Source organism: uncultured Nitrospira sp., from assembly GCA_902500695.1.
Taxonomy (GTDB): domain Bacteria; phylum Nitrospirota; class Nitrospiria; order Nitrospirales; family UBA8639; genus Nitrospira_E.
The window spans coordinates 1-24,926 of record CABVRQ010000021.1; the positions used below are offsets into that span (position 1 = coordinate 1).

General features: G+C 47.4%; 27 protein-coding genes. 1 reads left to right on the top strand and 26 read right to left on the bottom strand.

The genetic code is table 11. The features are described from left to right. Nucleotides 1-86: 86 nt before the first annotated feature. The 6 genes from AAH187_RS07420 to AAH187_RS07445 all read right to left on the bottom strand — a co-directional run bounded on the left by AAH187_RS07420 (nt 87) and on the right by AAH187_RS07445 (nt 6,358). Entirely contained in the window at nt 87-2,321 is a 2,235-nt protein-coding gene (locus AAH187_RS07420; RefSeq protein ID WP_342347808.1) for an NADP-dependent isocitrate dehydrogenase, read from the bottom strand. Nucleotides 2,322-2,689: 368 nt separating this feature from the next. Further along, nucleotides 2,690-4,009, bottom strand: coding sequence for a PilX N-terminal domain-containing pilus assembly protein (locus AAH187_RS07425; RefSeq protein WP_342347809.1), 1,320 nt, complete (start codon nt 4,007-4,009; stop codon nt 2,690-2,692). Continuing rightward, entirely contained in the window at nt 4,006-4,626 is a 621-nt protein-coding gene (locus AAH187_RS07430; RefSeq protein ID WP_342347810.1) for a hypothetical protein, read from the bottom strand. The genes AAH187_RS07425 and AAH187_RS07430 overlap by 4 nt, the downstream gene beginning before the upstream one ends. 2 nt (nt 4,627-4,628) lie before the next feature. Continuing rightward, on the bottom strand, nt 4,629-5,045 hold the full coding sequence (locus AAH187_RS07435) for a prepilin-type N-terminal cleavage/methylation domain-containing protein (RefSeq protein ID WP_342347811.1): 417 nt from the start codon (nt 5,043-5,045) through the stop codon (nt 4,629-4,631). Beyond that, nucleotides 5,046-5,507, bottom strand: coding sequence for a GspH/FimT family pseudopilin (locus AAH187_RS07440; protein ID WP_342347812.1), 462 nt, complete (start codon nt 5,505-5,507; stop codon nt 5,046-5,048). A 77-nt stretch (nt 5,508-5,584) separates the two neighbouring features. Continuing rightward, nucleotides 5,585-6,358: a prepilin peptidase gene (locus tag AAH187_RS07445; RefSeq protein ID WP_342347813.1), complete on the bottom strand. Its 774-nt coding sequence runs from the start codon at nt 6,356-6,358 to the stop codon at nt 5,585-5,587. A 125-nt stretch (nt 6,359-6,483) separates the two neighbouring features. Here AAH187_RS07445 and AAH187_RS07450 point away from each other — a divergent pair, with 125 nt between their 5' ends. After that, nucleotides 6,484-6,744 carry a response regulator transcription factor gene (locus AAH187_RS07450; RefSeq protein ID WP_342347814.1) on the top strand — a complete coding sequence of 87 codons (261 nt, stop codon included), beginning with the start codon at nt 6,484-6,486 and terminating at the stop codon, nt 6,742-6,744. 14 nt (nt 6,745-6,758) lie between these two features. On the opposite strand, the gene rlmB is transcribed toward AAH187_RS07450, so the two are convergent. The 20 genes from rlmB to AAH187_RS07550 all read right to left on the bottom strand — a co-directional run. Further along, nucleotides 6,759-7,523, bottom strand: a complete 765-nt coding sequence (gene rlmB, locus AAH187_RS07455; protein WP_342347815.1) for a 23S rRNA (guanosine(2251)-2'-O)-methyltransferase RlmB — start codon at nt 7,521-7,523, stop codon at nt 6,759-6,761. Beyond that, on the bottom strand, nt 7,498-8,982 hold the full coding sequence (cysS, locus tag AAH187_RS07460; protein WP_342347816.1) for a cysteine--tRNA ligase: 1,485 nt from the start codon (nt 8,980-8,982) through the stop codon (nt 7,498-7,500). The genes rlmB and cysS overlap by 26 nt, the downstream gene beginning before the upstream one ends. 3 nt (nt 8,983-8,985) lie before the next feature. Further along, a complete protein-coding gene (locus AAH187_RS07465) occupies nt 8,986-9,597 on the bottom strand; it encodes a YqaA family protein (protein ID WP_342347817.1) in 612 nt (203 codons plus the stop codon). Between the two features lie 55 nt (nt 9,598-9,652). After that, a complete protein-coding gene (gene surE, locus AAH187_RS07470; protein ID WP_342347818.1) occupies nt 9,653-10,480 on the bottom strand; it encodes a 5'/3'-nucleotidase SurE in 828 nt (275 codons plus the stop codon). Nucleotides 10,481-10,571: 91 nt separating this feature from the next. Then, the gene (locus tag AAH187_RS07475) at nt 10,572-11,924 is read right to left on the bottom strand and encodes a transketolase C-terminal domain-containing protein (protein WP_342347819.1); all 1,353 of its coding nucleotides are present in this window, start codon (nt 11,922-11,924) and stop codon (nt 10,572-10,574) included. Nucleotides 11,925-11,967: 43 nt separating this feature from the next. After that, nucleotides 11,968-12,729, bottom strand: a complete 762-nt coding sequence (locus AAH187_RS07480) for a carbon monoxide dehydrogenase beta subunit family protein (protein WP_342347820.1) — start codon at nt 12,727-12,729, stop codon at nt 11,968-11,970. A 56-nt stretch (nt 12,730-12,785) separates the two neighbouring features. After that, nucleotides 12,786-13,109, bottom strand: a complete 324-nt coding sequence (locus AAH187_RS07485) for a pyruvate ferredoxin oxidoreductase (RefSeq protein WP_342347821.1) — start codon at nt 13,107-13,109, stop codon at nt 12,786-12,788. Between the two features lie 39 nt (nt 13,110-13,148). Continuing rightward, complete coding sequence (locus AAH187_RS07490; RefSeq protein WP_342347822.1) at nt 13,149-13,883, bottom strand: 2-oxoacid:acceptor oxidoreductase family protein; 735 nt, start codon at nt 13,881-13,883, stop codon at nt 13,149-13,151. A gap of 66 nt (nt 13,884-13,949) precedes the next feature. Further along, nucleotides 13,950-14,840 (bottom strand): thiamine pyrophosphate-dependent enzyme, encoded by an 891-nt coding sequence (locus AAH187_RS07495; protein ID WP_312644825.1) that lies wholly within the window; start codon nt 14,838-14,840, stop codon nt 13,950-13,952. A 419-nt stretch (nt 14,841-15,259) separates the two neighbouring features. Further along, nucleotides 15,260-16,264 carry a M23 family metallopeptidase gene (locus AAH187_RS07500; RefSeq protein ID WP_342347823.1) on the bottom strand — a complete coding sequence of 335 codons (1,005 nt, stop codon included), beginning with the start codon at nt 16,262-16,264 and terminating at the stop codon, nt 15,260-15,262. 76 nt (nt 16,265-16,340) lie between these two features. Then, nucleotides 16,341-16,679: a divalent-cation tolerance protein CutA gene (cutA, locus tag AAH187_RS07505; protein WP_342347824.1), complete on the bottom strand. Its 339-nt coding sequence runs from the start codon at nt 16,677-16,679 to the stop codon at nt 16,341-16,343. 222 nt (nt 16,680-16,901) lie between these two features. Next, nucleotides 16,902-17,654, bottom strand: coding sequence for a hypothetical protein (locus tag AAH187_RS07510; RefSeq protein ID WP_342347825.1), 753 nt, complete (start codon nt 17,652-17,654; stop codon nt 16,902-16,904). A 331-nt stretch (nt 17,655-17,985) separates the two neighbouring features. Continuing rightward, entirely contained in the window at nt 17,986-18,606 is a 621-nt protein-coding gene (thrH, locus tag AAH187_RS07515) for a bifunctional phosphoserine phosphatase/homoserine phosphotransferase ThrH (protein WP_342347826.1), read from the bottom strand. Nucleotides 18,607-18,773: 167 nt separating this feature from the next. Continuing rightward, nucleotides 18,774-19,421, bottom strand: a complete 648-nt coding sequence (locus tag AAH187_RS07520) for an HAD-IA family hydrolase (RefSeq protein WP_342347827.1) — start codon at nt 19,419-19,421, stop codon at nt 18,774-18,776. Next, entirely contained in the window at nt 19,418-19,984 is a 567-nt protein-coding gene (locus AAH187_RS07525) for a hypothetical protein (RefSeq protein WP_342347828.1), read from the bottom strand. The genes AAH187_RS07520 and AAH187_RS07525 overlap by 4 nt, the downstream gene beginning before the upstream one ends. 71 nt (nt 19,985-20,055) lie before the next feature. After that, complete coding sequence (locus AAH187_RS07530) at nt 20,056-20,532, bottom strand: response regulator (protein ID WP_342347829.1); 477 nt, start codon at nt 20,530-20,532, stop codon at nt 20,056-20,058. Between the two features lie 61 nt (nt 20,533-20,593). Then, nucleotides 20,594-21,292, bottom strand: coding sequence for an outer membrane lipoprotein carrier protein LolA (locus AAH187_RS07535; RefSeq protein ID WP_342347830.1), 699 nt, complete (start codon nt 21,290-21,292; stop codon nt 20,594-20,596). Beyond that, nucleotides 21,289-23,670, bottom strand: a complete 2,382-nt coding sequence (locus AAH187_RS07540) for a DNA translocase FtsK 4TM domain-containing protein (RefSeq protein ID WP_342347831.1) — start codon at nt 23,668-23,670, stop codon at nt 21,289-21,291. Before AAH187_RS07540 ends, AAH187_RS07535 begins: the two co-directional genes overlap by 4 nt. Before the next feature lie 81 nt (nt 23,671-23,751). Then, a complete protein-coding gene (gene rsmA / locus AAH187_RS07545) occupies nt 23,752-24,567 on the bottom strand; it encodes a 16S rRNA (adenine(1518)-N(6)/adenine(1519)-N(6))-dimethyltransferase RsmA (RefSeq protein WP_342347832.1) in 816 nt (271 codons plus the stop codon). 57 nt (nt 24,568-24,624) lie between these two features. Beyond that, nucleotides 24,625-24,926 (bottom strand): hypothetical protein (locus AAH187_RS07550; RefSeq protein ID WP_342347833.1); only part of this gene is annotated, 302 nt, incomplete at its 5' end.

Genomic DNA, 24,926 nt, shown 5'->3' on the forward strand with positions numbered 1-24,926 from the left:
CGAGCCGGGCTCCGTTTGGAACCCGGCTCGTTGCACACATCCCCAGTATAAAAATAATACCGGAAGACCAGCCTACGTTTAATAACCTAGGCTAAGCGACCTAAGATGGCATTGAGAGTCGCGCTGGGACGCATGGCGACCTTTACCTTGACCGGATCAGGACGGTAATACCCCCCAATATCCTGAGCCCGTCCCTTTGCCGCCTTAATCTCTTCAAGAATGGTATCGATTTTTGCCTCCAAATCTTTTGCGATCGGAGCAAATTGCTTTTTCAAGTCCTGATCATCATTTTGAGCCGCGAGCTCTTGGGCCCAGTACATGGCCTCATACACATGACTTCCGGCATTATCCAACTCTCCCAATTCACGTCCAGGTGATTTCCGGTTGTCCATGAGCTTTCCAGTGGCCTTGTCCAACGTATCCGCCAGGATTTTTGCTTTTTTGTTACTTTTTGTTTGACTTAAATGCGCAAACGATTCGGCCAACGCGAGAAATTCTCCGAGTGAATCCCAGCGCAAATGTCCTTCTTTGACAAACTGCTGGACATGCTTCGGCGCGGATCCTCCTGCCCCCGTCTCAAACAATCCCCCACCATTAATCAGGGGAACGATGGACAGCATTTTGGCGCTTGTACCCAACTCCAAAATGGGGAATAGGTCGGTGAGATAATCCCGGAGCACGTTTCCAGTGGCCGAAATGGTATCGAGACCGTCTTTTGCGCGTTGAAGTGAGAACTTCATGGCATCCACAGGCGCCATAATTTGAATGTCCAACCCCTTCGTATCATGATCCTTCAAATAGCGATTCACTTTTTCAATCAGCTGCGCATCATGTGCCCGATCTTTATTCAACCAGAACACCACAGGAGTTGAGGACGCTCTGGCTCGCTTCACAGCCAGCTTCACCCAATCTTGAATGGGAATATCATTGACCGTACATGCCCGAAAGATATCGCCTTTTTCCACTTCCTGTCGAAGCACGGTCTTGCCCGCTCCATCAATAATACGGATGGTCCCATCGCCAGGCGCTTCGAATGTCCTATCGTGAGACCCGTACTCCTCCGCCTTTTGTGCCATCAGACCGACATTGGGGACGCTCCCCATCGTGGCAGGATTGAATTCACCATGCTTCTGGCAGAATTCAATCACCGACTGATATATGCCGGCATAACACCGGTCGGGGATTATGGCCTTGGTATCATGCTCTTTGCCATCTGGACCCCACATTTTTCCTGAAGTGCGAATTGTCGCGGCCATGGAGGCGTCAATGATGATGTCACTCGGCACATGAAGGTTCGTAATACCCTTGTCAGAATCCACCATGGCCAAATCCGGGCCGTTCTTGAGTGCCTCCTGAATGTCCGCTTTGATTTCTTCCTGTTGGGCGGAAGGTAATTTTCCAATTTTGGCATACACATCCCCAAGCCCGTTGTTCGGATTCACCCCAAGTTCTTTGAAAACCTGTTCATGCTTCTTAAACACATTTTCGAAATAGACCGTCACGGCATGTCCGAACATGATGGGATCCGACACCTTCATCATGGTGGCCTTCAAGTGTAACGACAACAAAATGCCACTTTTTTTGGCGTCTGCAATTTGTTCCTTAAAGAATTCTCGTAAGGCACCTACGCTCATTTTCGTGGTATCAACTACATCGCCTTCGTCGAAAACCACATTATCTTTCAATACTTTGACCGTTCCATCTTTCGCCATGAATTCAATGCGTCCCTTGCCAGCGGATTGATCCGTGATCGTGGCAGATTTTTCATTGCCGAAAAAATCTCCTGCAGTCATGTGGGACACGTGGGTTCGGGAGTCTTTGGTCCATTTACCCATTCTATGGGGGTTCTTTTGGGCATATTGCTTGACTGATGGTGAAGCTCGACGATCGGAATTCCCCTGCCGCAATACGGGGTTGACCGCGCTTCCCTTCACCTTGTCATATTTGGCTTTAATGTCCTTTTCTTCATCGGTTTTAGGATTTTCGGGATAGTCAGGAACCGCATAACCCTGGGATTGCAATTCGGTAATTGCACCCTTAATTTGCGGGAGCGAAGCACTGATGTTTGGCAATTTAATGACATTCGCATCCGGCTTCTCGACCATTTCACCTAATAAGGCCAGATCATCCGGTTGCCGTTGCTCCGGCTTGAGCTTGTCAGGAAATTGCGCAAGAATTCTTCCCGCGAGAGAGATATCTTTGGTGCCAACGGTCACACCTGCCGCTTTAGCAAAAGACTGAATGATTGGAAGAAACGATCCGCTGGCCAGCTCAGGCGCTTCATCAACTTTCGTGTAAATAATGTCTGGTTGTACACTCATGGCATTTACCCCGTTAAAAGTTAACTAAGAACACATTTTTCCTGGAAAGACCTCGCTTAAAATTAACACACGCCATTGAGGAACTCTTCAAACGGTTAAAGGACGAAATCTGTAAACCAATCCCCATGCCGTGGCAAGAAAGCCATTGTAAGAATGGTGTCACGCTTCTGCAATCAATCAAAGGACCCATGTCGTCAGGAATCAAAAGTCTCAGGAAAGATGCGGAAAAAGGGGAAGTTTGCGAGAAACTTCAACCGAAAAAGTAAACTCCACTAGAAACAGGAAGTTAGAGAAATTATCGAGAGGATGCCTTCAAGCGAATTTTTTGAGATTTTTCAGCCGAGAAATTGAAAAGTCTTAGAGAGACTCTAGAGAAGTTGTTGCCAACTGAGGGTAGCAACCGGAAGCACTCGAAGGGACGCGGCGATCGGACAGGTATCTAGAGTCATCTTCACCTCGCCATTCAATACCTGCACCTGGTCCGCCAAGAGAGCACCCTGAATGACTGAAGTCCCAATTCCACCATCAAACGTCACTTGCCCAGCAACGATGATGAGGCCTTCCCAATGAAAAGGCGCGGAAATGTTGAGATTTCCCCTTACCAGAAGCATGCCATATCCATTGAGATTCTGAACGGCAAGTCGGCTCGAAAATCTCCCTGCAAGCGGTTCGGCGTACAACAGGGCAGGATTCCCCGGCGCCCCCAAGTTCACACTGACAAGATCTTCCGAAATGACCTGAGCGCCTTGTTTGAGGCTATCCAAAGCCTTTACTAAATCCAGGGCATCCATGCCCACTTGTGGCATCGGAGGATTACCTGTGTAAGTGGCAGTTCCTGCCAACGCACCTGCAGGGCTCAACCACACTGGAGGCCTCCCTCCTGGCAGGAGGCCACATTCATCAAAGCCCTCCACGACTGTGGTTCCTCCAGCGAATACGACCTGACTATTCGCATAGACCGGTGCCAGCAATGGGGGGCCAGGGGGGTGTGCCACCTCCACTTGAATCAAGGATGCGGCCCCTTCCACCTGACCCTGGCTGATGATGATTTCGACCGGGGAATATGGTGTTGGATTTGCTGACGTAAATGACGTGGGCGTGAGTCCGCTTCCTAATGGAAATCCAAAGAAAACCACGTTGCCTCGGTTATTTATTGAATGGGTCGCAATATTTCCATCCCCATCTTGATAGTGAGGGGTCAGAGAACTGTGCCCAACCCGTTCCGCATCATACTCGGTTTTATGACGAATTTTAGTCCAATATGGCAGAGTCGTTTGCACACTATTGGCAAGAGCAGCCGTATTGATGAGGTTTCCACTCAGAGGAAAATAGTTGGTGAACAGCCCTGAATATTCCATATCATCCTGTGGTTTCCAGTCAGGGTTGGACAACACATAGGCGGACCAATTTGCTTGCAGGATGGGAGAAGAATCGCCGAGATACACTGGATTTGATAAAGAGGAACCACCTAAACGAATGGCGGTTTCTGCAATGCCCGCCTCTGCGGCATAGAACGTTGCCAACGCCCTTCGGAAATTTCCACTGATTTGTAGATCGGTGGATGTGGCAAACAAAATCGTCGCACCCATAATTGTGGAAATAGCGACTAACAACAAGGCGGCAATGAGGGCTCCACCCATGGAATTATGACAAGGCCGTATTCCTGCATGCCTATTGTGTCGGATCATGATTGACTATTTCTCATCGTGATTCGGGAATGGAGAGTTACTGTTCGATATCCACCGTTTTTGGCATACTCTGGATCAGCTTGTGACGTTCGGGCTGTCACCGAAATTCCAACTTGTCGCATGGCCTTGGAATTCGTGGTTGGGTTTCCACCCTGATCAAGATAATCTACGACAAACGCTTCAATGTCCTCACCAAATGGTTGATTTCCTCCACCGGTATTACGCCGTAGCAGGTGGGCCGTGGCATCATGGACAAAAACAATTGATTCATTGGCATCGCTGATGAGGCCATTTCCATTCAAATCGGCCTTGATAGAGAGCTTACCAGGATCATACGTGATGCCCTCAAAATCATTCGTAAGATCGGAATCACGATTCACTCCGCGAGGATCATAGCCGGCCATCAGGATTTCCCTAGTCACCAGATCCACCACCACGCGAGCCTGTTGCTGCATGTCCAAGACATGTTCTCGCACACCCTGAGCCCTGAGTTCTTGAATATACAGGGCATAGACCACACTCATCGTCAGGAGACTCAGCCCCAGGGCCACCACGACCTCAACAAGGGTATATCCCTGAGGGGACCATTTTGAAATACCTGGTATCTGCTTATTCATTCTTACTTTGTGAGATAGGTTGTCAGTGTGGTGGTATGCGCATCATGGTCCCATCGCACTTCGACGGTGACCGTGTGCAACCCGGTTATTGGAGTATGCGGTTGAATGGTGAGTGTGCGTTGATGATGCATCGCACCGGCCATAGAGCCATAGGGCTCTATGTTGATCCATGGATCGGTTACCGAAATGGGCACTCCACCCCGACGCACGTCTTCTATTTTTTCCTGGGCGAGGGTGACAGCTCTGGTCATTTTTTCACTCGCGGTCATGCCCGTATGGGCAACAACGGAATAGCCTGCAAATCCAAGGAGCGCCATGAAAACCACTACCAAAGCCATGAGCACTTCTAATAAAGAGAACCCTCGTTGATCACAAAGACACATCCTTACTGGATATCGCTCATGAATGTTGGTTTTCATTTAAGACTTCACTTTTACCCGTCCGGTAATGCTGACCGTAATAACTCGCTTTCCGGCGGAATTGGAAAGTGTAATAGAAGCTAAGCTAGACGCCGTTCCTCTTGGCAGAAAGGAGGGATTGTTGGATGCCGTCATCTTGACATCTCGATAGCTCTCTTGAATATCGCGGGCTACAAGATGTTCACCTGGGTCGGACTTTCCATTATTGTTATCATCATCCAATAACTCATAACGATGGCTATCCTGGAAGAAGACTCGTTGCCTATTCCGCTCAACCACGGCCTTCATTTTTGCCCCTAAAAGGTCAGAGGCCACCTGTCTGGCTGCTCCATTCAATCGCCAATGAGGTAACTGGGATACCAACCAGGTTTGGGCTAACATCAAGACCACCCCGATAATGCCAAGCACGATGATCAATTCAGTGAGGGTAAAACCTCCGGGACACCAAAGAGATCTCTTCAACCGTCTTATCCCTGTTACAGTGACGTCTTGAACCGTCTCCATGTGGTCGTACCTGCCATGCAGGATTCGTTGGGTACTTATAATAAGCCATGAAAATACCAGTGCCATAATTCCGTTCCCCATACCACCGCGATGAAGCCCCCGAGCGCTAAATAGGGTCCGAAAGGAATGTATTGGCCTTTTTGAAGAATCTTCGTGGCCAGCAACACTATCCCGACAACCGCTCCCACCACTGATCCCACCATTAAGGTGAGTATGGCCTGCTGCCATCCCAGAAAAGCTCCGACCATGGCCAAAAATTTAATATCGCCTCCCCCAATGCCTTCTTTCCCGAACAAGAAGGGACTGACCCAGGCGAGAGCTAGTAAAAACCCGCCCCCCACCAAAATACCCACGAGCGAATTACCCCAGCCTGTCGGTAGCAGGAAAGATGCGCACAAGAAGCCAACCACAATTCCCGGAAATGTAATCACATCCGGAATGATTTTGTGGTCCCAATCAATCCAAGCCACCACAAGGAACACTGATACCAATCCCACATACACGAGCGTGGACCACGTGAGCCCAAACCGCCAAACCACCAAGAGATAGCCCAAGCCATTGGTCAATTCAATAATGGGATATCTTGGGGGTATACCAACATGGCAAGAACGACACCTCCCCAGCAACCAAATGAAGCTCAAAAGAGGAACATTGTCATACCAGCATATCTGCCTTCCGCAATGAGGACATGCCGACCGAGGAGCCACCACAGATTGCCCCTTTGGTACTCTGTGCACACATACCGTCAAAAAACTTCCAATGATCGTTCCCAGAATAAAGACGCTTGGCCAAACAATCCAGTGAGACATAAAGGTCACATATTCCGTAGTTAATTCGACTAGGGTGAGTTTACGTATACTTTTGGTTTACAATCCTAAAATGACCTGATATTCTCCCTTAGATAATTCGCCTAGAGAAAATGCCTGAGGTACCCATGACCAACCAACTGAAGCCGGAAAAATTGGACATGCCGCCTATTAAGCGAAAACGCCCGGAGGCCCTGACTCAACGCGAACAAGAAATCCTGCAACTCATCTGGTCAGGATTGAAGAATAAAGAGATTGCACAGCAGTTAAAAATTAGCGTCAAAACGGTGGAAGCCCACCGTGCCAATATGATGAAAAAAGTGCGTGTGTCAAATGCAGCCCAACTGCTTAACGCGGCTATTCAAGAAGGCCTCATTCAAATCAAATAATCTCAGCTTACCGTTTACGTCTTTCTCGCCCGTTGTCGGGCCGCTTCAAAAAGCGTCACAGCCACCGCAACCGACACATTCAACGAATTGATCTTTCCCAACATCGTGATTCTCACATGCTCATCGCACTTTTTGAGGACAATGGGTCGAATCCCTTCCCCCTCACTTCCAAAGACCAAGGCCAAGGGTTCGGTCAAATCACATTCGTCGTATGAGATTTTTGCCGCGGCGTCCAGGGCCACAGTCTTGATGGATCGCTTTTGACATTGTTCGAGGAACTTACCTGGATTCGCCACCCGTGCCACCGACACATGTTCCAACGCCCCGGCTGAGGCTTTCGCTACTCCAGCAGTTAAGCCAACCGCGCGATGTTTCGGAATGACAATACCATGTCCTCCTGCTGCGTCTACTGATCGGGCAATGGCCCCAAGATTATGGGGATCTTGGATTTGGTCTAAGACCACGAGCAAGGAGGGAGTGGCACCTTGCTCCACTTCATCTAACAATTCCTCACCATCCAAAAACTGCTTCGCCGCCACACTGGCGACCACTCCTTGATGATGACGGTCCCCGGCTAAGCGATCCAACCGATCACGGGATTCCACGGAATAGGGTATGTGTCGATCCTTTGCTAGACGCGTGAGAGGGAAAAATCGGCCATCAGATTTGGCGAGCCAGAGTCGTTCGATGACACGGGCGGGTGATTGCAGTGCTTCAGTGACGGCATGAAACCCATACAACACACTGGTGGGTTCATCGTTTCCAGCGAGTGGTGCCATCGGGTCGGTCTTCCAGGATAATGCCTTGGTCGGCTAATTCTTTTCTGATGGTATCAGCAGTAGAAAAATCTTTCTGAGCACGGGCTTCATTGCGAAGGCAAATTTTTTCTTCGATCCATTTATCAGTTGATCCAACGATCCCCTTGATAGGATGAGCGGTCTCCTCAGTTTTAGCCATTCCCAGGCTGCCTACAATTGAATTCCATTTACTCACTGTCATTTGAAATAGACCCAGGATTTCCCCATAGGTCCTAAGGGTTTCTAGGATGGTTTTCTGTGATTTATCAGACAGTCCCTTGCCAAGCAATTTATTAATAGTGCCTCGAATTTCATTAAATGCCCCCAGGGCCTTGGGTGTATTAAGATCATCATCCATCGCCAAACTGAATTTTTCTGTAAAGTCTTTAAACAGAATTTCCCAATCCTTGGCATCCTCAATTTCAGACTTAGAACTAGATTCCTCAAGCCGTTGAAATAATCCATAAAAATTATCTAATGCTGTTTTTGCTTCGTTGATGGAATGATCTGAAAAACTTAGATCGCTTCGGTAATGTGTTGATAAAAACAAATAACGTAGGCATTCAGCGGTAACGGGTTCAGAATACGGCGATTTGTCCAAAATTTCTCTGATGGTAAAAAAATTGCCAAGGGATTTTGACATTTTTTCTTTATTCACAGTCACAAACCCATTATGAACCCAATAACGCGCAAACTCCTTGCCCGTATAGGCACAGGATTGGGCAATTTCATTTTCATGATGGGGGAATATGAGATCCTTGCCCCCACCATGAATATCAAAAGTGGGGCCTAGTTCAGCCACTGACATCGCCGAGCATTCGATGTGCCACCCGGGACGTCCCTTTCCCCAGGGGCTGTCCCATCCAGGTTCGCCAGGCTTTGCAGCTTTCCATAAGGCAAAGTCCATGGGATCTTGTTTTCTGGTATCAACCTCAATCCTGGCGCCGGCCTGTAGTTCTTCCAATTTTTTTCCGGAAAGTTGTCCATAAGGGGCAAATTTCTTGACGGAATAATAGACATCCCCTTCTAGCTGATAGGCCACGCCCTTGTGGATCAAGCCTTCAACCATGTGAAGTATATCCTGCATATGTTCGGTGGCTCGAGGTTCTGCTGAGGGTTTCGTAATGCCCAATGCCCCCATGTCTCGGTAAAAATTCTGAATATACCGTTCACTGATTTCATGCCAGAGGACCTCTTCTTGCTTGGCACGATTTAAGATTTTGTCGTCGATATCGGTGAAATTCCTCACATACTTCACTTTGTAGCCAGCAAATTCAAAATAGCGTCGGATCATGTCGAAAGTCAGTGCACTTCGAGCATGGCCGAGATGGCAATCATCGTAGACGGTCACACCGCAGACGTACATGCTGACCTGCCCGTGGATCAACGGGACAAAGACATCCTTTTTCTTGGTCTGGGTGTTATAGAGAACAATCGACATAATTTATAGCTCTCGGGCAGAAGTCTTTTGCGCAAGTTTCTGCCCCTGATGTTTCACAATCCAAAAACCCAGGACCAACAGAACTATGAATACAATAGAGAAGAGATTGAAATATTTTTCGATGATGTCTTTTATCCATGGGCCGAAGAATTGAATGGCGCCCGCCACCAGGAAAAAACGCCCGCCTCGACTAACTATCGAAGCCACCATGAAGGTTTTGAAATCAACATAAAAGGCTCCGGCCCCAATCGTAAATATTTTATAAGGGATTGGGGTGAATCCGGCAATAAGAATGGCCCAGCCCTCATACCGTTGAAAATACTGGTGCACAAGATCCATGCGATCTTGCCCCATGATTTTTTTCAAAACGGGCCGCCCGCCATACCAACCGATACCATAACCCAATGCCCCTCCAAGAACTGACCCAACTGTGGCCACCGTGGCAAACCACCAGGCATTCACAGGGCTGCCAAGCGTCATGGCAATTAATAACACATCAGGAGGGAGAGGGAAGAAAGAGGATTCGGCCAAGGCCAAGCCAAAGAGAGCAGGGACTCCGTAAGGCGAATCAGCCCAGGATAGCATCCAGTCATATAATTGTTTAACCAAGTCCATGGCAATGGAGCAGAAATTTAATAGAAAATAATTACCAAGAAGGGCTAGAGGCTTTTCATATCCTTTTGATTCTCGTCAATTTTCGAACGGATGAAACATGAGTAGTTTTTTTGGGTGAAAGAGTTTTCACCCAACTCTTCAGCGTATTGAGCGCCACGTAATCGGTTAAATCTAAATGTAGAGGAGTGACTGAAACCAGGTTCTTTTCCACCGCATCATGGTCGGAGGGCTTTTTTCTGGCCCACGATTGTCGTTCTCCAGCGATCCAGAAATAGGACCCTCCCCTGGGGTCAATTTTTTCCACCACTGGCTTATGATACCGTCGTTGGCTCAAACTCGTGAACTGTAGGCTGGCAATCGCTTCCATATTTGAGCCAGGGACATTCACATTGAGAATTGTCCCTTCTGGCAAACCAGATTTCAAAATTCTTTCTGCCAGTTGGACCGCATAATGGGCAGCCTTCGCATAGGATGCTTGTGGGCAATCTTCTAAGGACATTGCCAGGGAGGGTATTCTATGGAGCATGCCTTCCAACGCGCCTGCCACCGTCCCGGAGTTGGTGACGTCATCTCCCAGATTCCACCCCTTATTAATTCCAGAGACCACGAGCACCGGCACGTTCGTTTCCAGCAGCTTGCAAATCGCCAAAGTGACACAATCTGCTGGGGTCCCATTGACGGCATACCACCGTGGCCGAATTTGCCGAAGTCGCAATGGTTTATGGAGCGTCATCGCTCGCCCTACTGCATTCTGTGTTCTCTCTGGAGCGACGACCCACACTTGTCCCAATGCAGTCATGGCGTTGGCAAGGGCACGAATGCCAGGTGCATCAATGCCATCATCATTGGTTACGAGGATTCGTCTTGGCTTCGCGGGAGTCATATTGTCTTGGAATTTGGGAATAATACAGAAAGGCCCGCCCCAATTTCTTTGGGGCGGGCCTTAGAATTTACTCAATTGTTGGACAATTGAGTTATATGCTTTTCATAAATTCTGCAACAGCCGCCGGATCTGCCACTCCCATAATTGCTGAAGGAGGAACAGTATTAGATTTTTTCCCGGTCAGACCACATTCCACTTCATCCGTAATCATTTCCACAGGCATGGACATTCCTCCATAGACATGTGGACCAGCAACAATTTTTGCATTGGAGAATCCATAAATCGCGGTAGCCACATCTTTAGCCAACCATCCAACATAATTAAATTCGGGAATGACAATAAGCTTGGCTTTACCACACAGCTCTCTTAGCTCATTTGTTGGGAAAGGTCGCAAGGAACGAATTTTGATCAATCCTGCCTTAATGCCTTTTTCTTTACATTGACGGACCGCCTCGCGGGATTGGGCCGCCGCACTCCCAGAGGCAATAAGGAGGACATCTGCGTCTTCCACATCCTGAGCTTCTAACAATCCATCCATATATTGATTAATATATTTCCTTGAACGTTCCACGCCAGCCCATACTTCCTGCTGCCACACTGCGTGAATGTTGTAGGCCATAAAGTTAGATTTTTGGACCGGAGCATCACGAGACAAACGAGCGGGAGGATTTTCCGCGTCTAAAACAGGCACGGACCCGCGGTAAGGATCTCGAGCTGGTAACTTGATTCCCTTATCCGGCATTGAACAGTAACCTCGAGCATGAGTCACAAAAAAACCATCACAACAGACCCCTACCGGGAGCGTGACATCATTCTTTTCGCTGATAATAAACCCCTTCATAATAAAATCGAAAAGGTCCTGTTGATTTTCAGCATGAAAGACCAACATTCCGCTGTTCAAAAGATAGGCAATTTCAATATTATCGGGTTGAATTGCCAGCGGAGCATTGACCACCCTGCATGTAAACATGCAAACCGCAGGAAGACGGTGACCGGCCCATGAGACGATTGGCTCGAGACCTCGTAATGTTCCAGGACCAGCTGTGGCTGTAAAGGCGCGAACCCCCGCACGCGAGGCTCCAGCAATTGCCGACATGACGCCATATTCTTCTTCGCCTCGATAAAATTCCTTCACATACCCTTCACCATACAAGACACCAATCAATTGTAATGTTTCGCTTTGTGGAGTTATGGGATAGGCAACGGACATATCTACATTTGATCGCCTCACCGCTTCTTTGGCACATTCACTACCGGTAATAAATTCCCGTTCACGAGGTGCCTCAAAAAACATATATTCAGGGGAAACTTCCCGCTGGCGTTTGGCCTCTCCATGTGGGTCTTTTCTTCCCTTTCCGCTATCGACAGATGGTGTTTCTGGAACGCTGGTAATCGGATCACCTTGGGGATTTGTTTTAACTTCTGATTCAAGGGCTTCGCTCATTGTTTGACCCCCTCATTACTTAAATGAAAATTCACAAATAAAATCATGCTTCTTTTTGCATATGTTCAGCTTTATGGCCAAACGCGGCGGCGTTTCCATCAACAGGGCTTTCAATACTGAAATCCAGAGGATTGGTATGCGTCTTGCCACCATGAACCTTGGATTGTAGTCCGGTAAAACGAACATTATTGCCATTTTCCGGCAATTTTATCCCCATTTCCTCTCTTACACGCTTAAAAACTGCCGCAACCCTTCTAATCTTTGTGGCATCAGAATCTCGAACCGTGAACATGGCATCCTCATGTCCCTGTTCCGCGCAGATAGCCGAGGTCCAACAATTGGTTCCCGCTCGAATCATCTTGAGTGTTAGATTGGCATAGTGACAATGCACCCCGATAAAGATACAGGCTTCAATCTTATTCCCCCATATTGTCAGATTGGGATGATTCGGATTGATAACTTCTTCTGGTTCAACCTTAGGGTACTTGGGGCGATAGTCCGGCATGGGAATAACAAGTACATCTGGCAATTGGGCTGCCAGCTCTAATACAGCCTTAGCCTTATCCGCCGCATGATCATTCCAATTCCATAGAACCAACGGACCTGGGAAAATGGTTGCATTCTTGCGCGTCAACATCGTGCGCGCCATGGCTTCCATTGCCAGCTCTTCCGCAACAACATGGCCAAATTTCAGACCATATCCTGCTTCAGGCGTCAGTACACCAAGTTCCGCAGCCGATGGAGGATGGAAACCTTGTGGCCCTGGAGCCACGATTGCTTCTTCTAGCTCTTTCGTTAATTCCACGTTGGACTCCGATTGATGAGTATGAAATGACTGAAGAATGAAAAGACTTTGTTAGACTAACCTCTTAGCGGGCTAGCAAGGACCGCCTTGGTATTTTTTTCCAAGTAGGAAATATTTTCAGTGAGTGCCGCATCCCCAATTTGGTCGATCATTTCCATTTTAATGGCATGATGCTTGGCCATATTGTCACACACCCATACGCATTGCGCGCAACCCTTACATCGATCGACTGCTACATAAGCCGATCCATACTTTAAACCCCTGTCCTTTCCCGCTTCCGTATCATACTGAATGGTATTAGCTTCTGGACAGAATTGGGTGCATAACTTACAGCTGGTTGCAGCACAAATATCTATATCTATATTTGCAACAAGATACATCGCTCTCCCCTTTCAATTTCCTCTTATTTTTCTCTTTTTTTAGACCGAAGCCTTTACTGCTTTAGTTGCTGCACTAGTTGTTTGGTCCGCCATTGAGGAAGCTCCCAATGTCCATCCATTATCGACGGCGTAATCCCAACCAGCCTTTACCACCGCTAAGTTTTTCTCAATCAATTCTGCCTTTTTCTTGAACTTTCTTTCCACCACACTATCCAATGCGGCAGTTCCACCCGACACCACAAAACCCTTTCCAAGAAATCGATCTTTCACAGCCTCACCCGTGGCCTCTAAAGTTGAAAGTCCCGTAATTGCGCCGATTGCTCCAACCATAGCCATATTTGTGGCCAAATCGATTCCCGCCACATCTAACGACATCTGGGTAGCTGGCAGGTAATATATTTTGGCATCTAGGTCTTTCAATTCCGCAGCTTGATCCGGCTCAAGATTCATAGGTGTATTGCTATTAATAAGAACGACTCCCTCCTTTTTTAACCCATAATAAAAAGGATTCGTATAACTCTTCCCATGGGTGATGCACTGTGGATGAAAGACCATGAGGATATGGGGAAAGGTAATTTCTCCAATTTCATAAATAGGCTCATTTGAAACACGCACATAACTTTCTACTGGAGCCATTCGCTTTTCAGACCCATAAAACGGAACGATGGTGCTCTCCCCTCCGGCATTAATGACCGCCGTGCTAAAAATATGGGATGCAGTCACCACGCCCTGGCCACCAACGCCTGCCATACGAATGTTATAACGAATAGCCATTTTCAACCTCCATTTTCATACCTTTAAAAGCATCCAAACCAAGCACGCCAACTGCGAGGGAGACAACTACCCTTTTGTGACTGCAGCTGCAGGCTTCGGGAGATATTCTTTGTACCCGTACAATTCCCCTAAATACTGCTTGGCTTCGTCCGTAAGATATTCAGAAAATGCATAACGATCATTCTCGACATCTTTGGCATCTTCCATCACTTTATCTGTTGGAATCGCATATTCAATATTACAGGAGGTATAGGCCTGGATATATGTTGGGCCAACTTCTCGTGCAATCAAGACTGCTTTCTTAATGACACTTTCTACTCTTCTTGGGTTGTTGGGAACCACAGTTGCTACATACGCACACCCTGCAACCTTGGCCATGCCTAACATATCCATCTTTTCAAATTTCTTTCCCAAAGGCGCCATCTTCAAAACTTGGCCCTTGTTGGTCATTCCGCTTTCTTGACCACCTGTATTCCCATATACTTCATTGTCCAACATGATAGTCGTAAATTTTTCTTTTCGAAACCAGGAATGTAAAGTTTGAGCAAAGCCAATGTCTGCCATTCCCCCATCACCTGCCATCACTACAACATCCTTGGGACGATCTCCAAATCTCAAGCGAAGTCCGCGTGACAACCCACTCGCCACCCCATTTTGATCGCCGTAATTTCCGTAGACAAAAGGAATCGCTGCCTGAGAAATAGCTAGTCGCCCACATCCGGCCGTCCCGACGGTAATCGTATCTTCCGGGTTGGGGAATGCAATAATAGCCAATCGTATAAACAACGTCATCGCACACCCCGCACACATGGGATGTTCCTCTAAAATCTCTTTAAACGTCCCCACTTGAGACACCGAGGTCTTTTTTCCAAACGGACCATGTTCCACCATATCTCTATATTCTTTTGGCATAAACTTCCCAAAACCTGGCGTGAATTTTACATAATCGAGACTCATATCTGGCCTCCTCCTTGGTTAAAAGCAAAAGCAACCATCATTTGATTACTGAAAACCAACTTCCTGCTAGGTAAAATCACCCAGCAAAACAACAAACTAACAAAGGAAATAAATTATTGTCAATTTAACCGTTAGACTTAAATTTCAAATCAACCTCTCCAGAATATCCTGAGCGTTTCCTAAACATTTCGAGCAAACAAAAATTCCTCAACATCTTCAATGGTAATCTATGTAATTGTTTTAGATAATTCAACACAAAAGAAGGCCCACCTTCCATAAAAGAAGACCCAGTCTGGAATAAAATGACTTAGGTCTTTTGTCCCAGAATTTACAGAAGAATGTGGAAGTGTAGCAAGAAAGAATTGACTGACTAGCCTGGCAGATGACTGACGTATCTCACAGGCTTGATGGGGGACTGGCTAATCCAAAATGTAATGAATAGGATCTACGACTCTATCATTCACAGCCACTTGATAATGAAGATGGGGTCCGGTAGAAAACTTTCCCGTGCTCCCGACAAGACCGACAAGATCGCCTCTTTGAACTTTATCCCCATATTTCACATTAATTTTTGACATATGCCCATAAGTAGTTTCTATGCCGTAACCATGGTCAATACGAACAAATTTCCCCATACGCCCATCATAAGCGGCTACAACAACTTTTCCCGAAGCGGGGGACCGAACCTCGGTACCAGTTGGTGCACCGATATCAATACCTGCATGTAAGGCTTTTTTTCCTGTAAAAGGAGAGACACGAGGACCAAACTTTGAGGTTAAGGCACCTTTAACTGGCCAAATTGAGGGAATGGAAGCCCATTGATCAGCTTTTTGCTGAGCGGCGGCAGAAAGTTCTTCCAAAATTTTGTTTTCCAATTCAGTTTGTTGGCTTAACCACTCAAGTCCAGCTTTAATCTCGGTTATTTTTAGATCCAAGGCCGAGTCTAAACTAGTTACCTCTGGGATCCTGATCCTGGTCTTTTCAATTGAAGACTTTGACTCCCAAGATGCCTCCTCTTGCAACCCATCGTATGGCACCTCCTCAAATGGAACCTCTTCTCCTCCCTGCCCAGGAAGACCAGAAGGCAACCCCTGAATCTCATCCGCCTCTAGCCCAAACATTGTCTGAAGCTTCCGATTGAGGGTCTCTAATACCAACATCCGCCTTTTCATTCCATCTACTTCGGTTGAAAAGTTACTGGTTCGAGCACGGGACGTAGTTAATTCCTGTTTTATTTCTCCTAATTCACTGAGTTGGCTCCACTGGTAGACATAATGCGTAATTACCCCACCCTGAACGAGCAGCAACACTAACCCAACAATCATTCCATACTTTACAAAAGACTTCTTTAATTTAAGGCGCCAAGGATTTGATCGTGCACCTCGAAATATTATCACGGTCAAGGTATCTTCAGATTCTTTCATAATTCACCAATATTAAAAAATTAAGAATTTCTAAAGTTCTTAGGATTACAGCCAATAACGCCAAATACACTTTCCATCAATCTTCCGCTATGCCTACTCGGCTCTTGGTAGTATCTCGAATCCAGGCTAAATATTCTTCGCTCCCAAGCTGAATGGGGAGAGCAATGATTTCAGGGACGGTATAACTATGATTGGCTTTCACCATAGAAACTAATTGGTCAAACGACTGTCTCCCAGTTTTTGCCAACAATAAAAATTCCTGTTCCTCCGATATTTTCCCATCCCATTTGAAAATTGATCGAACGCCTGGGATGATATTGACACAGGCAGCTAATCCGTTTTCAACCAAGATTCTTGCCAGGCTTGAAGCCTCCCCTTCAGAACTTACCGTTACCAATACGACGATTTCTTCCATTTAAATATAGCACCAAGTGCCTGAAACCTAGAATTAAGGAAAAAAAATCTCATGAATTCATTAGAGACGCCAATGAAGGTCCTTGCAGGATATCAGTGTTTCTTAATCATTATCGGCCGTTTTTTCAATTCCTGAAGCTTAAAGTAATCTTCTGCTTGCCAAATATCAACCAGATATTTCATATTTTTTTGCGATTATTCACATCCCAATAATTTCAATCACTTAGCGGGGCATTAGCCGGTTAGGGTCCTCGTTGGCTAAGCCAATCAAGTCTGCAATTGCGGGCTTCAAGGCTTCTTGTAGGGCCTCAGGATAACTTTCGGCAGCATTCTCAAGACCATAATAGGGTCCATCGAGCTGCTTCCCTTCGAATTCCATCGTCATATTCCATAACACCTTCGACGGTTCAGTTAGGGAAGTTAATCGAAGATCCAGCTCCAAACCGGTGGTTGTTTCACTCATGGGAAGGCCTAACATCCAAAAAACCACTCCCACGGGTGCGAAGAGATACGAATACAATCGCCGGTTCCAGTCGGTAGAACGGAGACGACCTCGAAAAGCCAGATCCGCTGGCTGTTGTCCCTCCTCTTTGGCAAAATTAACCGAAGAAAAAATTCCTGCATGATTTAATTCCGCAGCAATGGATTGAGCAAGATCATTAGTTGGATCAAACTTGACGACATCAACCTCTTCTGGGTTGGCTACAGCCTCAGGGCGTTGGTATTTTGTGTCCCCATAAGGAACCAGCGGAATAGCGGCTTTCCAATATTCCTCTTTTACCTCAGTTCCCCTCAAATCTTCTAAGGGAAGAACGATGGCTTTGGCCGGTATTGAGGATGCGGCTTTTTCGTTTAGAAATGACCCCGTCGATGCCGGGGGATATTGCCAATCCCGTTTTCCAAGACAGCCGGTCACGGTAGAGAGACAGAAAAATACCATTACCAATACAGACAGGTGAATGCGAGAGACCCTCATGTAAATGCTCCTTTCAAGTTTGTCCGTGCTCTTGGCATAAAATCTTTGCAGCCAACGGTCCAAGAGGATCCAGAAAAATTCTGGCAAGTTTCTGAGGATTACATTTTTTCTTTCCAAAAATGGATTCTTTAATTTCTTTTCCCCTTTACCATCAGTGCCAGTGCACTCCTGCTGCTATCTAGAAACGCCATACATCATCTAGCAAGCAGAATTGGGAAAGGCAACAATTGCTTTCCTTTTTTATATCTTCATGCCTTTTGACATCAGCCAGAGACCTCTTGAACGAAAAAAACTGGGCAAGAAAATTTAAACCTATATCACCACAACCACGTCACGAAGAGAAGCCGCCTGCCCGACCAAGATGTTCCTGGAATTCTGCATACGAACGGGCTACTGGGAACTGGGGGAATTCCTGGATGATCGAATCAGGAGGGCAGAAGAAAAATCCGGCGTCGGCCTCCTTTAACATTGAAACATCATTATAGGAATCTCCTCCCGCCAAGACCCGGAACCCGATACCCTTCATCGCACTAACGGCATGTCGCTTCTGATCAGGTTGGCGTAAGAAGTAATCTGTGATAAACCCCTGGGAATCAACTCCCAATGTATGACAAAAAATCGTAGGGAATTGAAGTTTCTTCATGAGTGACCCTACAAATTCATAATACGTGTCCGACAATATAATAATTTGACAGCGTTCGCGTAACCACGCAATAAAATCAGGAACTCCAGGGAGGGGAGAAATCGCACTGGCAACATCCTGAATATCCCGAAGAGTAATGCGATGCGCCTTCAGAACTTCAAGTCGTTTTTTCATCAAGACATCATAATCCGCAACATCCCTGGTGGTTAGACGTAGCTCTTTTATGCCCACTTTATCCGCCAAAGCTAGCCAGATCTCAGGAAATAATACCCCTTCCATATCCAAACAGGTAACAACCGGTTGCGCCATCAGGACCTCTCCTCGAAAAAACTCAAAAATTGTTAAAAGCCATCAAAAAGGCTCAAAGGATCATAGAAGAATTCCCGGGTTTCTCACAACTAGAAAAATCACGGGGCGTCCAGGCCCCTTTTGATGGCTGCTGTCACTCGTAGAAAATGAAACAGAGGTGGGAGTAATTAAAACAAGCCAAGAAGATCTTTCGGATTTTCACAATAAAAATCAGGCCGTAATGCTGCAACTTTTTCTCGGTTCCCATAACCATAGCCCACCGCACACGCTCGTATGCCCGCGGCCTGAGCTGCCCGAACATCATTCGTACTATCCCCAATCATCACCGTTTCAGATGGATCAACGCCCAATCCCTCAAGTGCTCGCAGTAACATCACGGGCTCTGGCTTCAATTCCATCGTATCCCGAGGAGCTTCCACATGATGAAAGAGATCCTGTGCATGTAACCCATCCACAATTGAAAGGGTATATTCTAAAGACTTGTTGGTCACAATGGCTTTTCTGCGGTCCTGATAGTGATGGAGCACTTCCCAAATCCCAGGATAAAACCGTGTGGTTTCCACGCAATGCTCTAAATAATGTTTTCGGAAAATCTCCAAGGCTTTTTCATATTGACCACAATTTTCTTCTCCCACCGATAACCGTAATAACCGCTTCACCCCATCACCCACAAAACTAAAGATTTCTTCCCGCGATCGCAAGGTCAACCCCAAATCCTTTAGAGTCAGGTTTACCGATGTGGCAATATCTATTTTCGAATCGATCAAAGTTCCGTCAAAATCGAAGAACAACACTTCCGCACGCCAAGTAGTCATTTCTGCACATCTTTCTCATTGTTAAGTTCTAGTTGTTGTATTAAAAAATTGAAAAGAACTTTTCTCTCAGGCCCAGATTCATTTAACTCCGCCCAACGAACAAAGTCTATCAGCCGTTGACGGCCCACATGTGGAGGCAATTGAGGCCCAACAATTTGCCAACGGTCTCCAACCGCCTTCAGTTGAAAATATTGTATTTCTCGGTGAGGATTTGGCACAAACGTCACGCTTTCCCAATGCATTGTTCCTAACACTTCAAACATCACAGGAATTTTGGCCTCTAAGACACTCAAAATTTCCCATTCCGATACGTCATCCACCACCTCATATTGAGAAATTACGACCACCTGTCCCCAGACCGGTTCTTCCAGCCAAGCCACAAAGGGCCTCACCACCTGCCAGGAATGCGCCTCCAACCGAACGCCTTTTTTATCAAGGGAAAGATATTTCTGTAAAATTTTGGTGGGATCTTCAGTGATTTGGCCGCTAATGGCCGAAAGAGAGCTTGCACCGAACGCCACAATACCCAAAACACACAGCAAGACCTGCATGAACCACAACAACCGGCTCACCATGAATTTGAGATTGGAGATTGAGCAATGACCACACAAGAACCACTGGAGGCAAGAATTACTTATCCTTTAAACAAGATAACCAGAATGATTCCCAACAGGAGCCAAAGCGGAATGGACAACATTAAACCCCAGGCCAGGCCTTGGGCTGTTTTTAATCGGCCTTTTAAGGTTTGCTTTTCCAACGCTTTCGTGACCCGCAACCTCACGTCTTCAAGATGGAAGGGCTTGGTAATATAATCATCAGCCCCACGATTAATAGCCTCTACAGCTGTTCCAATAGAGGGATGCCCAGTGATCATTAGAAAAATCACCTCATCATTTTTGATGTCCCGGATACGCCTCAATAACTCCATTCCATCCATATTGGGCATAATCAGATCCGCCATAATCACGTCGAAGTCACCCTTACGATATTGATTCAAGGCCTCTTCACCATTTTCGGCCATCACGACGGTATAACCCAACGATAGCAAAAACTCTGACAAGGCCTCCCGAACTCCCTTGTCGTCATCCACAACCAAGATGCGCTCAGCCATTTCTTTCCACCTTTTCCTTATCAGAGTACACCATCTAAAACAACAGACCTGAATATTGAAATCAGGGTAGTTCGACCACCACGACATCCGACGGAACATCGAAGGTGAGTTGACTGGACGAAAGACCCGTATTCGCTTGAATGTGGTCGAACATCACACGGGAGATATTCCCGCTCACCTCAAACAAGGTTATACCCTGAATGAAATACGTATCAGGAAAGAGTTTGAGCACAATTTTCTTGATAGTTGGAGGGGTTTGGCCAACAGGCTTAGGGACCAGGGTGAGACTCGGGAACTTTCCCGCATCTTTCGAGCCATCTGTAGATTCCAGAATCGTAAATTGCTGAGAAAGGTTTCCTGCCCCCTGAAGAAGAGCCAGAGGCCCCTTGGATGCGGCCATTTGCGTAAGCGCCCCTTTGACCACCTGCTGATGCTCAGGGACATACATCATCACCTGATCACCATCCACATAAATCTGCTCTTCAGACGGGTGGAGATAATCCCATCGAAGCAATCCAGGTTTTTTTAAATAGAGCCGCCCGGAAGACGTAAACCCGGTCGTAAATCCCTCAAGAATGGTTTCCTGGACAAAGTCGGCTTGCAAATCTTTAGTCTGAGCGTAACGAGCATCAACTTTCCCAACAATATCCTCTATGACGGAGGCAGAAGTGGAAGCGGCCGAGGCACCGGGTACAGGCATCATTAAAAACCCAACGATGACTAGAAAGAGGGCACCTCGCAGGAACAGCAGTGCCATCATCCTATCTCCGCAATGGCCGTACTTCGAGCGAGGACCTCTCGTCTCCCATCACGCCCTGGTGCACTCACCAGACCTTCCTCCTCCATTTGCTCAATCATTCGGGCTGCTCGTGGATACCCCACCCTTAAGCGACGCTGAATAAACGAGGCTGAAGCTTGGCCCGTGGTCATCACCAATTCTCTGGCCCGCTCATAGGTCTCATCGCGCTCCTGTTCATCCACCGAGGGTTCTTGCACGGACTCCAAAGCCACTGGGTCATAGATGGGGGTGGCTTGGGATTTCACCCATTCGACTACCCCACGCACTTCCTCATCTGAGACATAGGGACCGTGCAGTCTATTAATGCCGCCGGTGCCAGAAGATAAAAACAGCATATCACCTTTCCCCAAAAGACTTTCTGCTCCATTCGCATCCAAAATAGTCCGGGAATCAATCTTGGAAGAAACCTGATAAGCGATACGTGCTGGAAAATTGGCCTTTATCAGCCCAGTTACGACATCAACCGATGGTCTTTGAGTCGCCAAGACGAGATGAATGCCGGACGCACGGGCCATTTGGGCAAGTCGGGCAATGCGGTCCTCAATATCCTTAGGAGCCACCATAATCAAATCGGCAAACTCATCAATGACCACCACGATGTAGGGCAAAAGAACCCGCTCTTCTTGTGAAGATTCCAACAAAGGAGCCCCTTCCTCCACATTCATGGATTGGCCCTTGCTCAGCTTCTTCACGGTCAGAAGTGGAGAACCCGCCTCCTGAGAATCGGTAACTTTTTTATTGTAGGCATCAATATTTCGAACTCCCAATTCCGCTAATACCTGGTAACGCCGCTCCATTTCTTGTACGACCCACCCAAGCCCACGAGCCGCCTCTTTGGGATTCGTGATGACCGGACGAATGAGGTGAGGGATCCCATCATACACCTGCAATTCCAACACTTTGGGATCGATTAACAAGAGCTTCACTTCATCAGGATGCGCAGTAAAGAGGATATTCAATAAGAGGCAGTTCAGCCCTACACTTTTTCCTGACCCCGTCGCACCCGCAACCAACAAATGGGGCATGGTTCGGAGATCCGTCACCACCGGTCGCCCAAAGATATCTTTTCCCAAGGCCAAAGCCAGCTTTGAGCGAGCCCGCGTGAAGGCCTCCGACGTCAACATCTCTTTCAACCCAACCGTTTCCCGCTGAGGATTCGGCACTTCAATCCCAACTGTGGATTTTCCTGGGAGAGGAGCCACAACCCGAACCTTTAGGGCTTTTAAGGCCATGGCCAGATCATCAGCCAAATTCACAATGCGGGCGACTTTGATGCCGGGACCGGGAGCAAACTCGTACATGGTAATCACCGGTCCGGGATGCACATCTGTGACGCCTCCCTCAATCCCAAAACTTGCCAACGTGTTCACCAGAACTTCGGACTGGGATTTCAACACCGCATCGGTCTGATGCGCCGCCCGCACAGCATGCGTATCCAAGAGATCGACGGGGGAAGGCATTTGATAGGACTTTGAAATTTGCCTGCGAGAGATAAAGGTGTCGTCGACTTCTTCAATGAGGGGAAGAGTGGGCACAATCTCGATTGTAGCTGGAAGATCATCTCTGTTCACCTTGGATAACTTGGACTTGGATTCCACAGCTTCCAATACCGTTGTGCCAATACCCCCACGGGCAGCCAATTGACGATTAATCCGAATTGATTTATTCATTTTTGGCTGGGCATCTGATGCCCACCAGTCTCGCTCTTTCACCGACTCCACCATGGTATTTTTGAGGCGTACCCCGAGATTCAAGGTTGTTCGAGCAACTTGCCCAATCGATACCGGCACAAGCAAAAGAAAAGCAATCAGTAACAGAGCCACTAACATGATAGTGGCACCGGTGACCGCCAGATACGACCCGAGTCCGACCGCCACCCATTGTCCCACCACTCCACCCTGGCCGACTCCTAGGACATCCATCCCGGATAGTTGAGGCCCGGCTGAAAATTGAAGATGTAGCAGCGCACTGACAGACAGAACGCCAATCAGCGATCCGAATAGACTTCCCGACGTCATACGAATTTTTTCGCCCCATAAGACGCTTAAACCCAACATAACAAGTAACAACGGCACAACATAGGCTCCCCCTCCTACAACAGTTAAGAGGGAAAACGCGAGCGTAGCCCCAATCGGGCCTACCGCGTTTTCGGGAACAGAATTAGAGGAAGAGTGGTCAACAAAAAGGATCTGATCGGCTGGAGAAAAAGTGGCCATACTGAGCAGGCCCAGAATGCCCAAGGTGGCAAGCACAATCCCTACAACTTGTGTGGTTAAGATAGAAAATCCCTTGGCTTGGTCTTTTATTGGCTTGCTCTTCGAATTAGGGAAGATACTCATCAAAAAATCCTACCATAAGTGTTTCTATCGAGCAAACAACCCTTACGCATATAACAAGGTTGGTCCAAGGCCCTTGAGGTGTTAAGAAACGGAAGGAAACAATGGGTCAGTGAGCGCTTCACTTAAATTCTGAAACTCCTCCACCGACAGCGTTTCCGCTCGTCGGGTTAACATGATACCTGTACGCTCTTGAGCCCTTTCCAGGCAGATCAAAGGAAAACCCGCTCCTCGTAGTGCATTGAGGAGGGTTTTTCGGCGTTGCCCAAATGCTGCCCGTACCACCAAAGCAAATGCGTCGGCTTCTTGAGTAGAGAAAAGCTGAGGAACACGAAGATCCAACCGTACCACTCCGGAATCTACATCAGGAACGGGGCGAAAGCATTTTCGAGACACGGGGAAACCGAAACGGACATCAGCTAAGCGCTGCGCCATAACCGAGAGCACACCATAGTCTTTAGTATTAGGGTTGGCGGTTAACCGCTTTGCAACTTCCAGTTGTACAGTTAAGACCATTCGACGGATCATGGGCCGAGCTTCTAACAACCGAAACATAATGGGCGTTGAAATGTTATAGGGTAGATTGGCCACCACCACAGCAGGTTCCGGCAGCTGATCGAAGGGATAGCGGAGCGCGTCGTATTCTTGAATATCAAGGTTCGAGCATTCCGCAAATTCCTCTTTCAAGAAACTCACCATCCGGGGATCGACTTCCAGGGCTAACACCTGCTTTGCCGATTGGCACAACAATCTGGTCAACGCGCCGCCTCCAGGCCCAATTTCGCAGACATAATCATTAGGCTGGAGGTCCGCCAGATTGATAATTTTCCGGAGTAAATTGGGGTCAATCAGGAAATGCTGACCGAGCCGTTTGCGCGGATAAGGAGGAAGCGGTGCCATTATAGGCGTGGAGAAAAATGAGAAGGGTCATACCGGTGTTTCATAGGGACAGGGGCATCAGGGGATGCCGGTGGTCTGAATGTCCTTAAGCAACTTCTTAAGATGCCGGCGACACATGTCCACTTCATCGGCTAATTCATCAAACACATCGCCCACAAAATAGGTGGTTTCCAGCCATTCCTTCGTAATGTGTTGAAGATATGCCTCACTCACATAGGGGGCCAAACCTTCAACGACCTTTCTTTTCCATTTCGTGACATGGTCTTTCCCTTGCACCGCATTGAGGGCCTTCTCGGCCTGGGCATGAATGGTGTTAATTTCCTCTATTTGACTTTGAATAAACGCTAATAACTCGGAGG

What these genes read in the sequence shown, in the direction of transcription:
- AAH187_RS07420 (WP_342347808.1), bottom strand. Translation starts at nt 2,321, where the DNA reads ATGAGTGTACAACCAGACATTATTTACACGAAAGTTGATGAAGCGCCT.
- AAH187_RS07425 (WP_342347809.1), bottom strand. Translation starts at nt 4,009, where the DNA reads ATGATCCGACACAATAGGCATGCAGGAATACGGCCTTGTCATAATTCC.
- AAH187_RS07430 (WP_342347810.1), bottom strand. Translation starts at nt 4,626, where the DNA reads ATGAATAAGCAGATACCAGGTATTTCAAAATGGTCCCCTCAGGGATAT.
- AAH187_RS07435 (WP_342347811.1), bottom strand. Translation starts at nt 5,045, where the DNA reads ATGAAAACCAACATTCATGAGCGATATCCAGTAAGGATGTGTCTTTGT.
- AAH187_RS07445 (WP_342347813.1), bottom strand. Translation starts at nt 6,358, where the DNA reads ATGTCTCACTGGATTGTTTGGCCAAGCGTCTTTATTCTGGGAACGATC.
- AAH187_RS07450 (WP_342347814.1), top strand. Translation starts at nt 6,484, where the DNA reads ATGACCAACCAACTGAAGCCGGAAAAATTGGACATGCCGCCTATTAAG.
- rlmB (WP_342347815.1), bottom strand. Translation starts at nt 7,523, where the DNA reads ATGGCACCACTCGCTGGAAACGATGAACCCACCAGTGTGTTGTATGGG.
- cysS (WP_342347816.1), bottom strand. Translation starts at nt 8,982, where the DNA reads ATGTCGATTGTTCTCTATAACACCCAGACCAAGAAAAAGGATGTCTTT.
- AAH187_RS07465 (WP_342347817.1), bottom strand. Translation starts at nt 9,597, where the DNA reads ATGGACTTGGTTAAACAATTATATGACTGGATGCTATCCTGGGCTGAT.
- surE (WP_342347818.1), bottom strand. Translation starts at nt 10,480, where the DNA reads ATGACTCCCGCGAAGCCAAGACGAATCCTCGTAACCAATGATGATGGC.
- AAH187_RS07475 (WP_342347819.1), bottom strand. Translation starts at nt 11,924, where the DNA reads ATGAGCGAAGCCCTTGAATCAGAAGTTAAAACAAATCCCCAAGGTGAT.
- AAH187_RS07485 (WP_342347821.1), bottom strand. Translation starts at nt 13,109, where the DNA reads ATGTATCTTGTTGCAAATATAGATATAGATATTTGTGCTGCAACCAGC.
- AAH187_RS07490 (WP_342347822.1), bottom strand. Translation starts at nt 13,883, where the DNA reads ATGGCTATTCGTTATAACATTCGTATGGCAGGCGTTGGTGGCCAGGGC.
- AAH187_RS07495 (WP_312644825.1), bottom strand. Translation starts at nt 14,840, where the DNA reads ATGAGTCTCGATTATGTAAAATTCACGCCAGGTTTTGGGAAGTTTATG.
- AAH187_RS07500 (WP_342347823.1), bottom strand. Translation starts at nt 16,264, where the DNA reads ATGAAAGAATCTGAAGATACCTTGACCGTGATAATATTTCGAGGTGCA.
- cutA (WP_342347824.1), bottom strand. Translation starts at nt 16,679, where the DNA reads ATGGAAGAAATCGTCGTATTGGTAACGGTAAGTTCTGAAGGGGAGGCT.
- AAH187_RS07510 (WP_342347825.1), bottom strand. Translation starts at nt 17,654, where the DNA reads ATGAGGGTCTCTCGCATTCACCTGTCTGTATTGGTAATGGTATTTTTC.
- thrH (WP_342347826.1), bottom strand. Translation starts at nt 18,606, where the DNA reads ATGGCGCAACCGGTTGTTACCTGTTTGGATATGGAAGGGGTATTATTT.
- AAH187_RS07520 (WP_342347827.1), bottom strand. Translation starts at nt 19,421, where the DNA reads ATGACTACTTGGCGTGCGGAAGTGTTGTTCTTCGATTTTGACGGAACT.
- AAH187_RS07530 (WP_342347829.1), bottom strand. Translation starts at nt 20,532, where the DNA reads ATGGCTGAGCGCATCTTGGTTGTGGATGACGACAAGGGAGTTCGGGAG.
- AAH187_RS07535 (WP_342347830.1), bottom strand. Translation starts at nt 21,292, where the DNA reads ATGATGGCACTGCTGTTCCTGCGAGGTGCCCTCTTTCTAGTCATCGTT.
- AAH187_RS07540 (WP_342347831.1), bottom strand. Translation starts at nt 23,670, where the DNA reads ATGAGTATCTTCCCTAATTCGAAGAGCAAGCCAATAAAAGACCAAGCC.
- rsmA (WP_342347832.1), bottom strand. Translation starts at nt 24,567, where the DNA reads ATGGCACCGCTTCCTCCTTATCCGCGCAAACGGCTCGGTCAGCATTTC.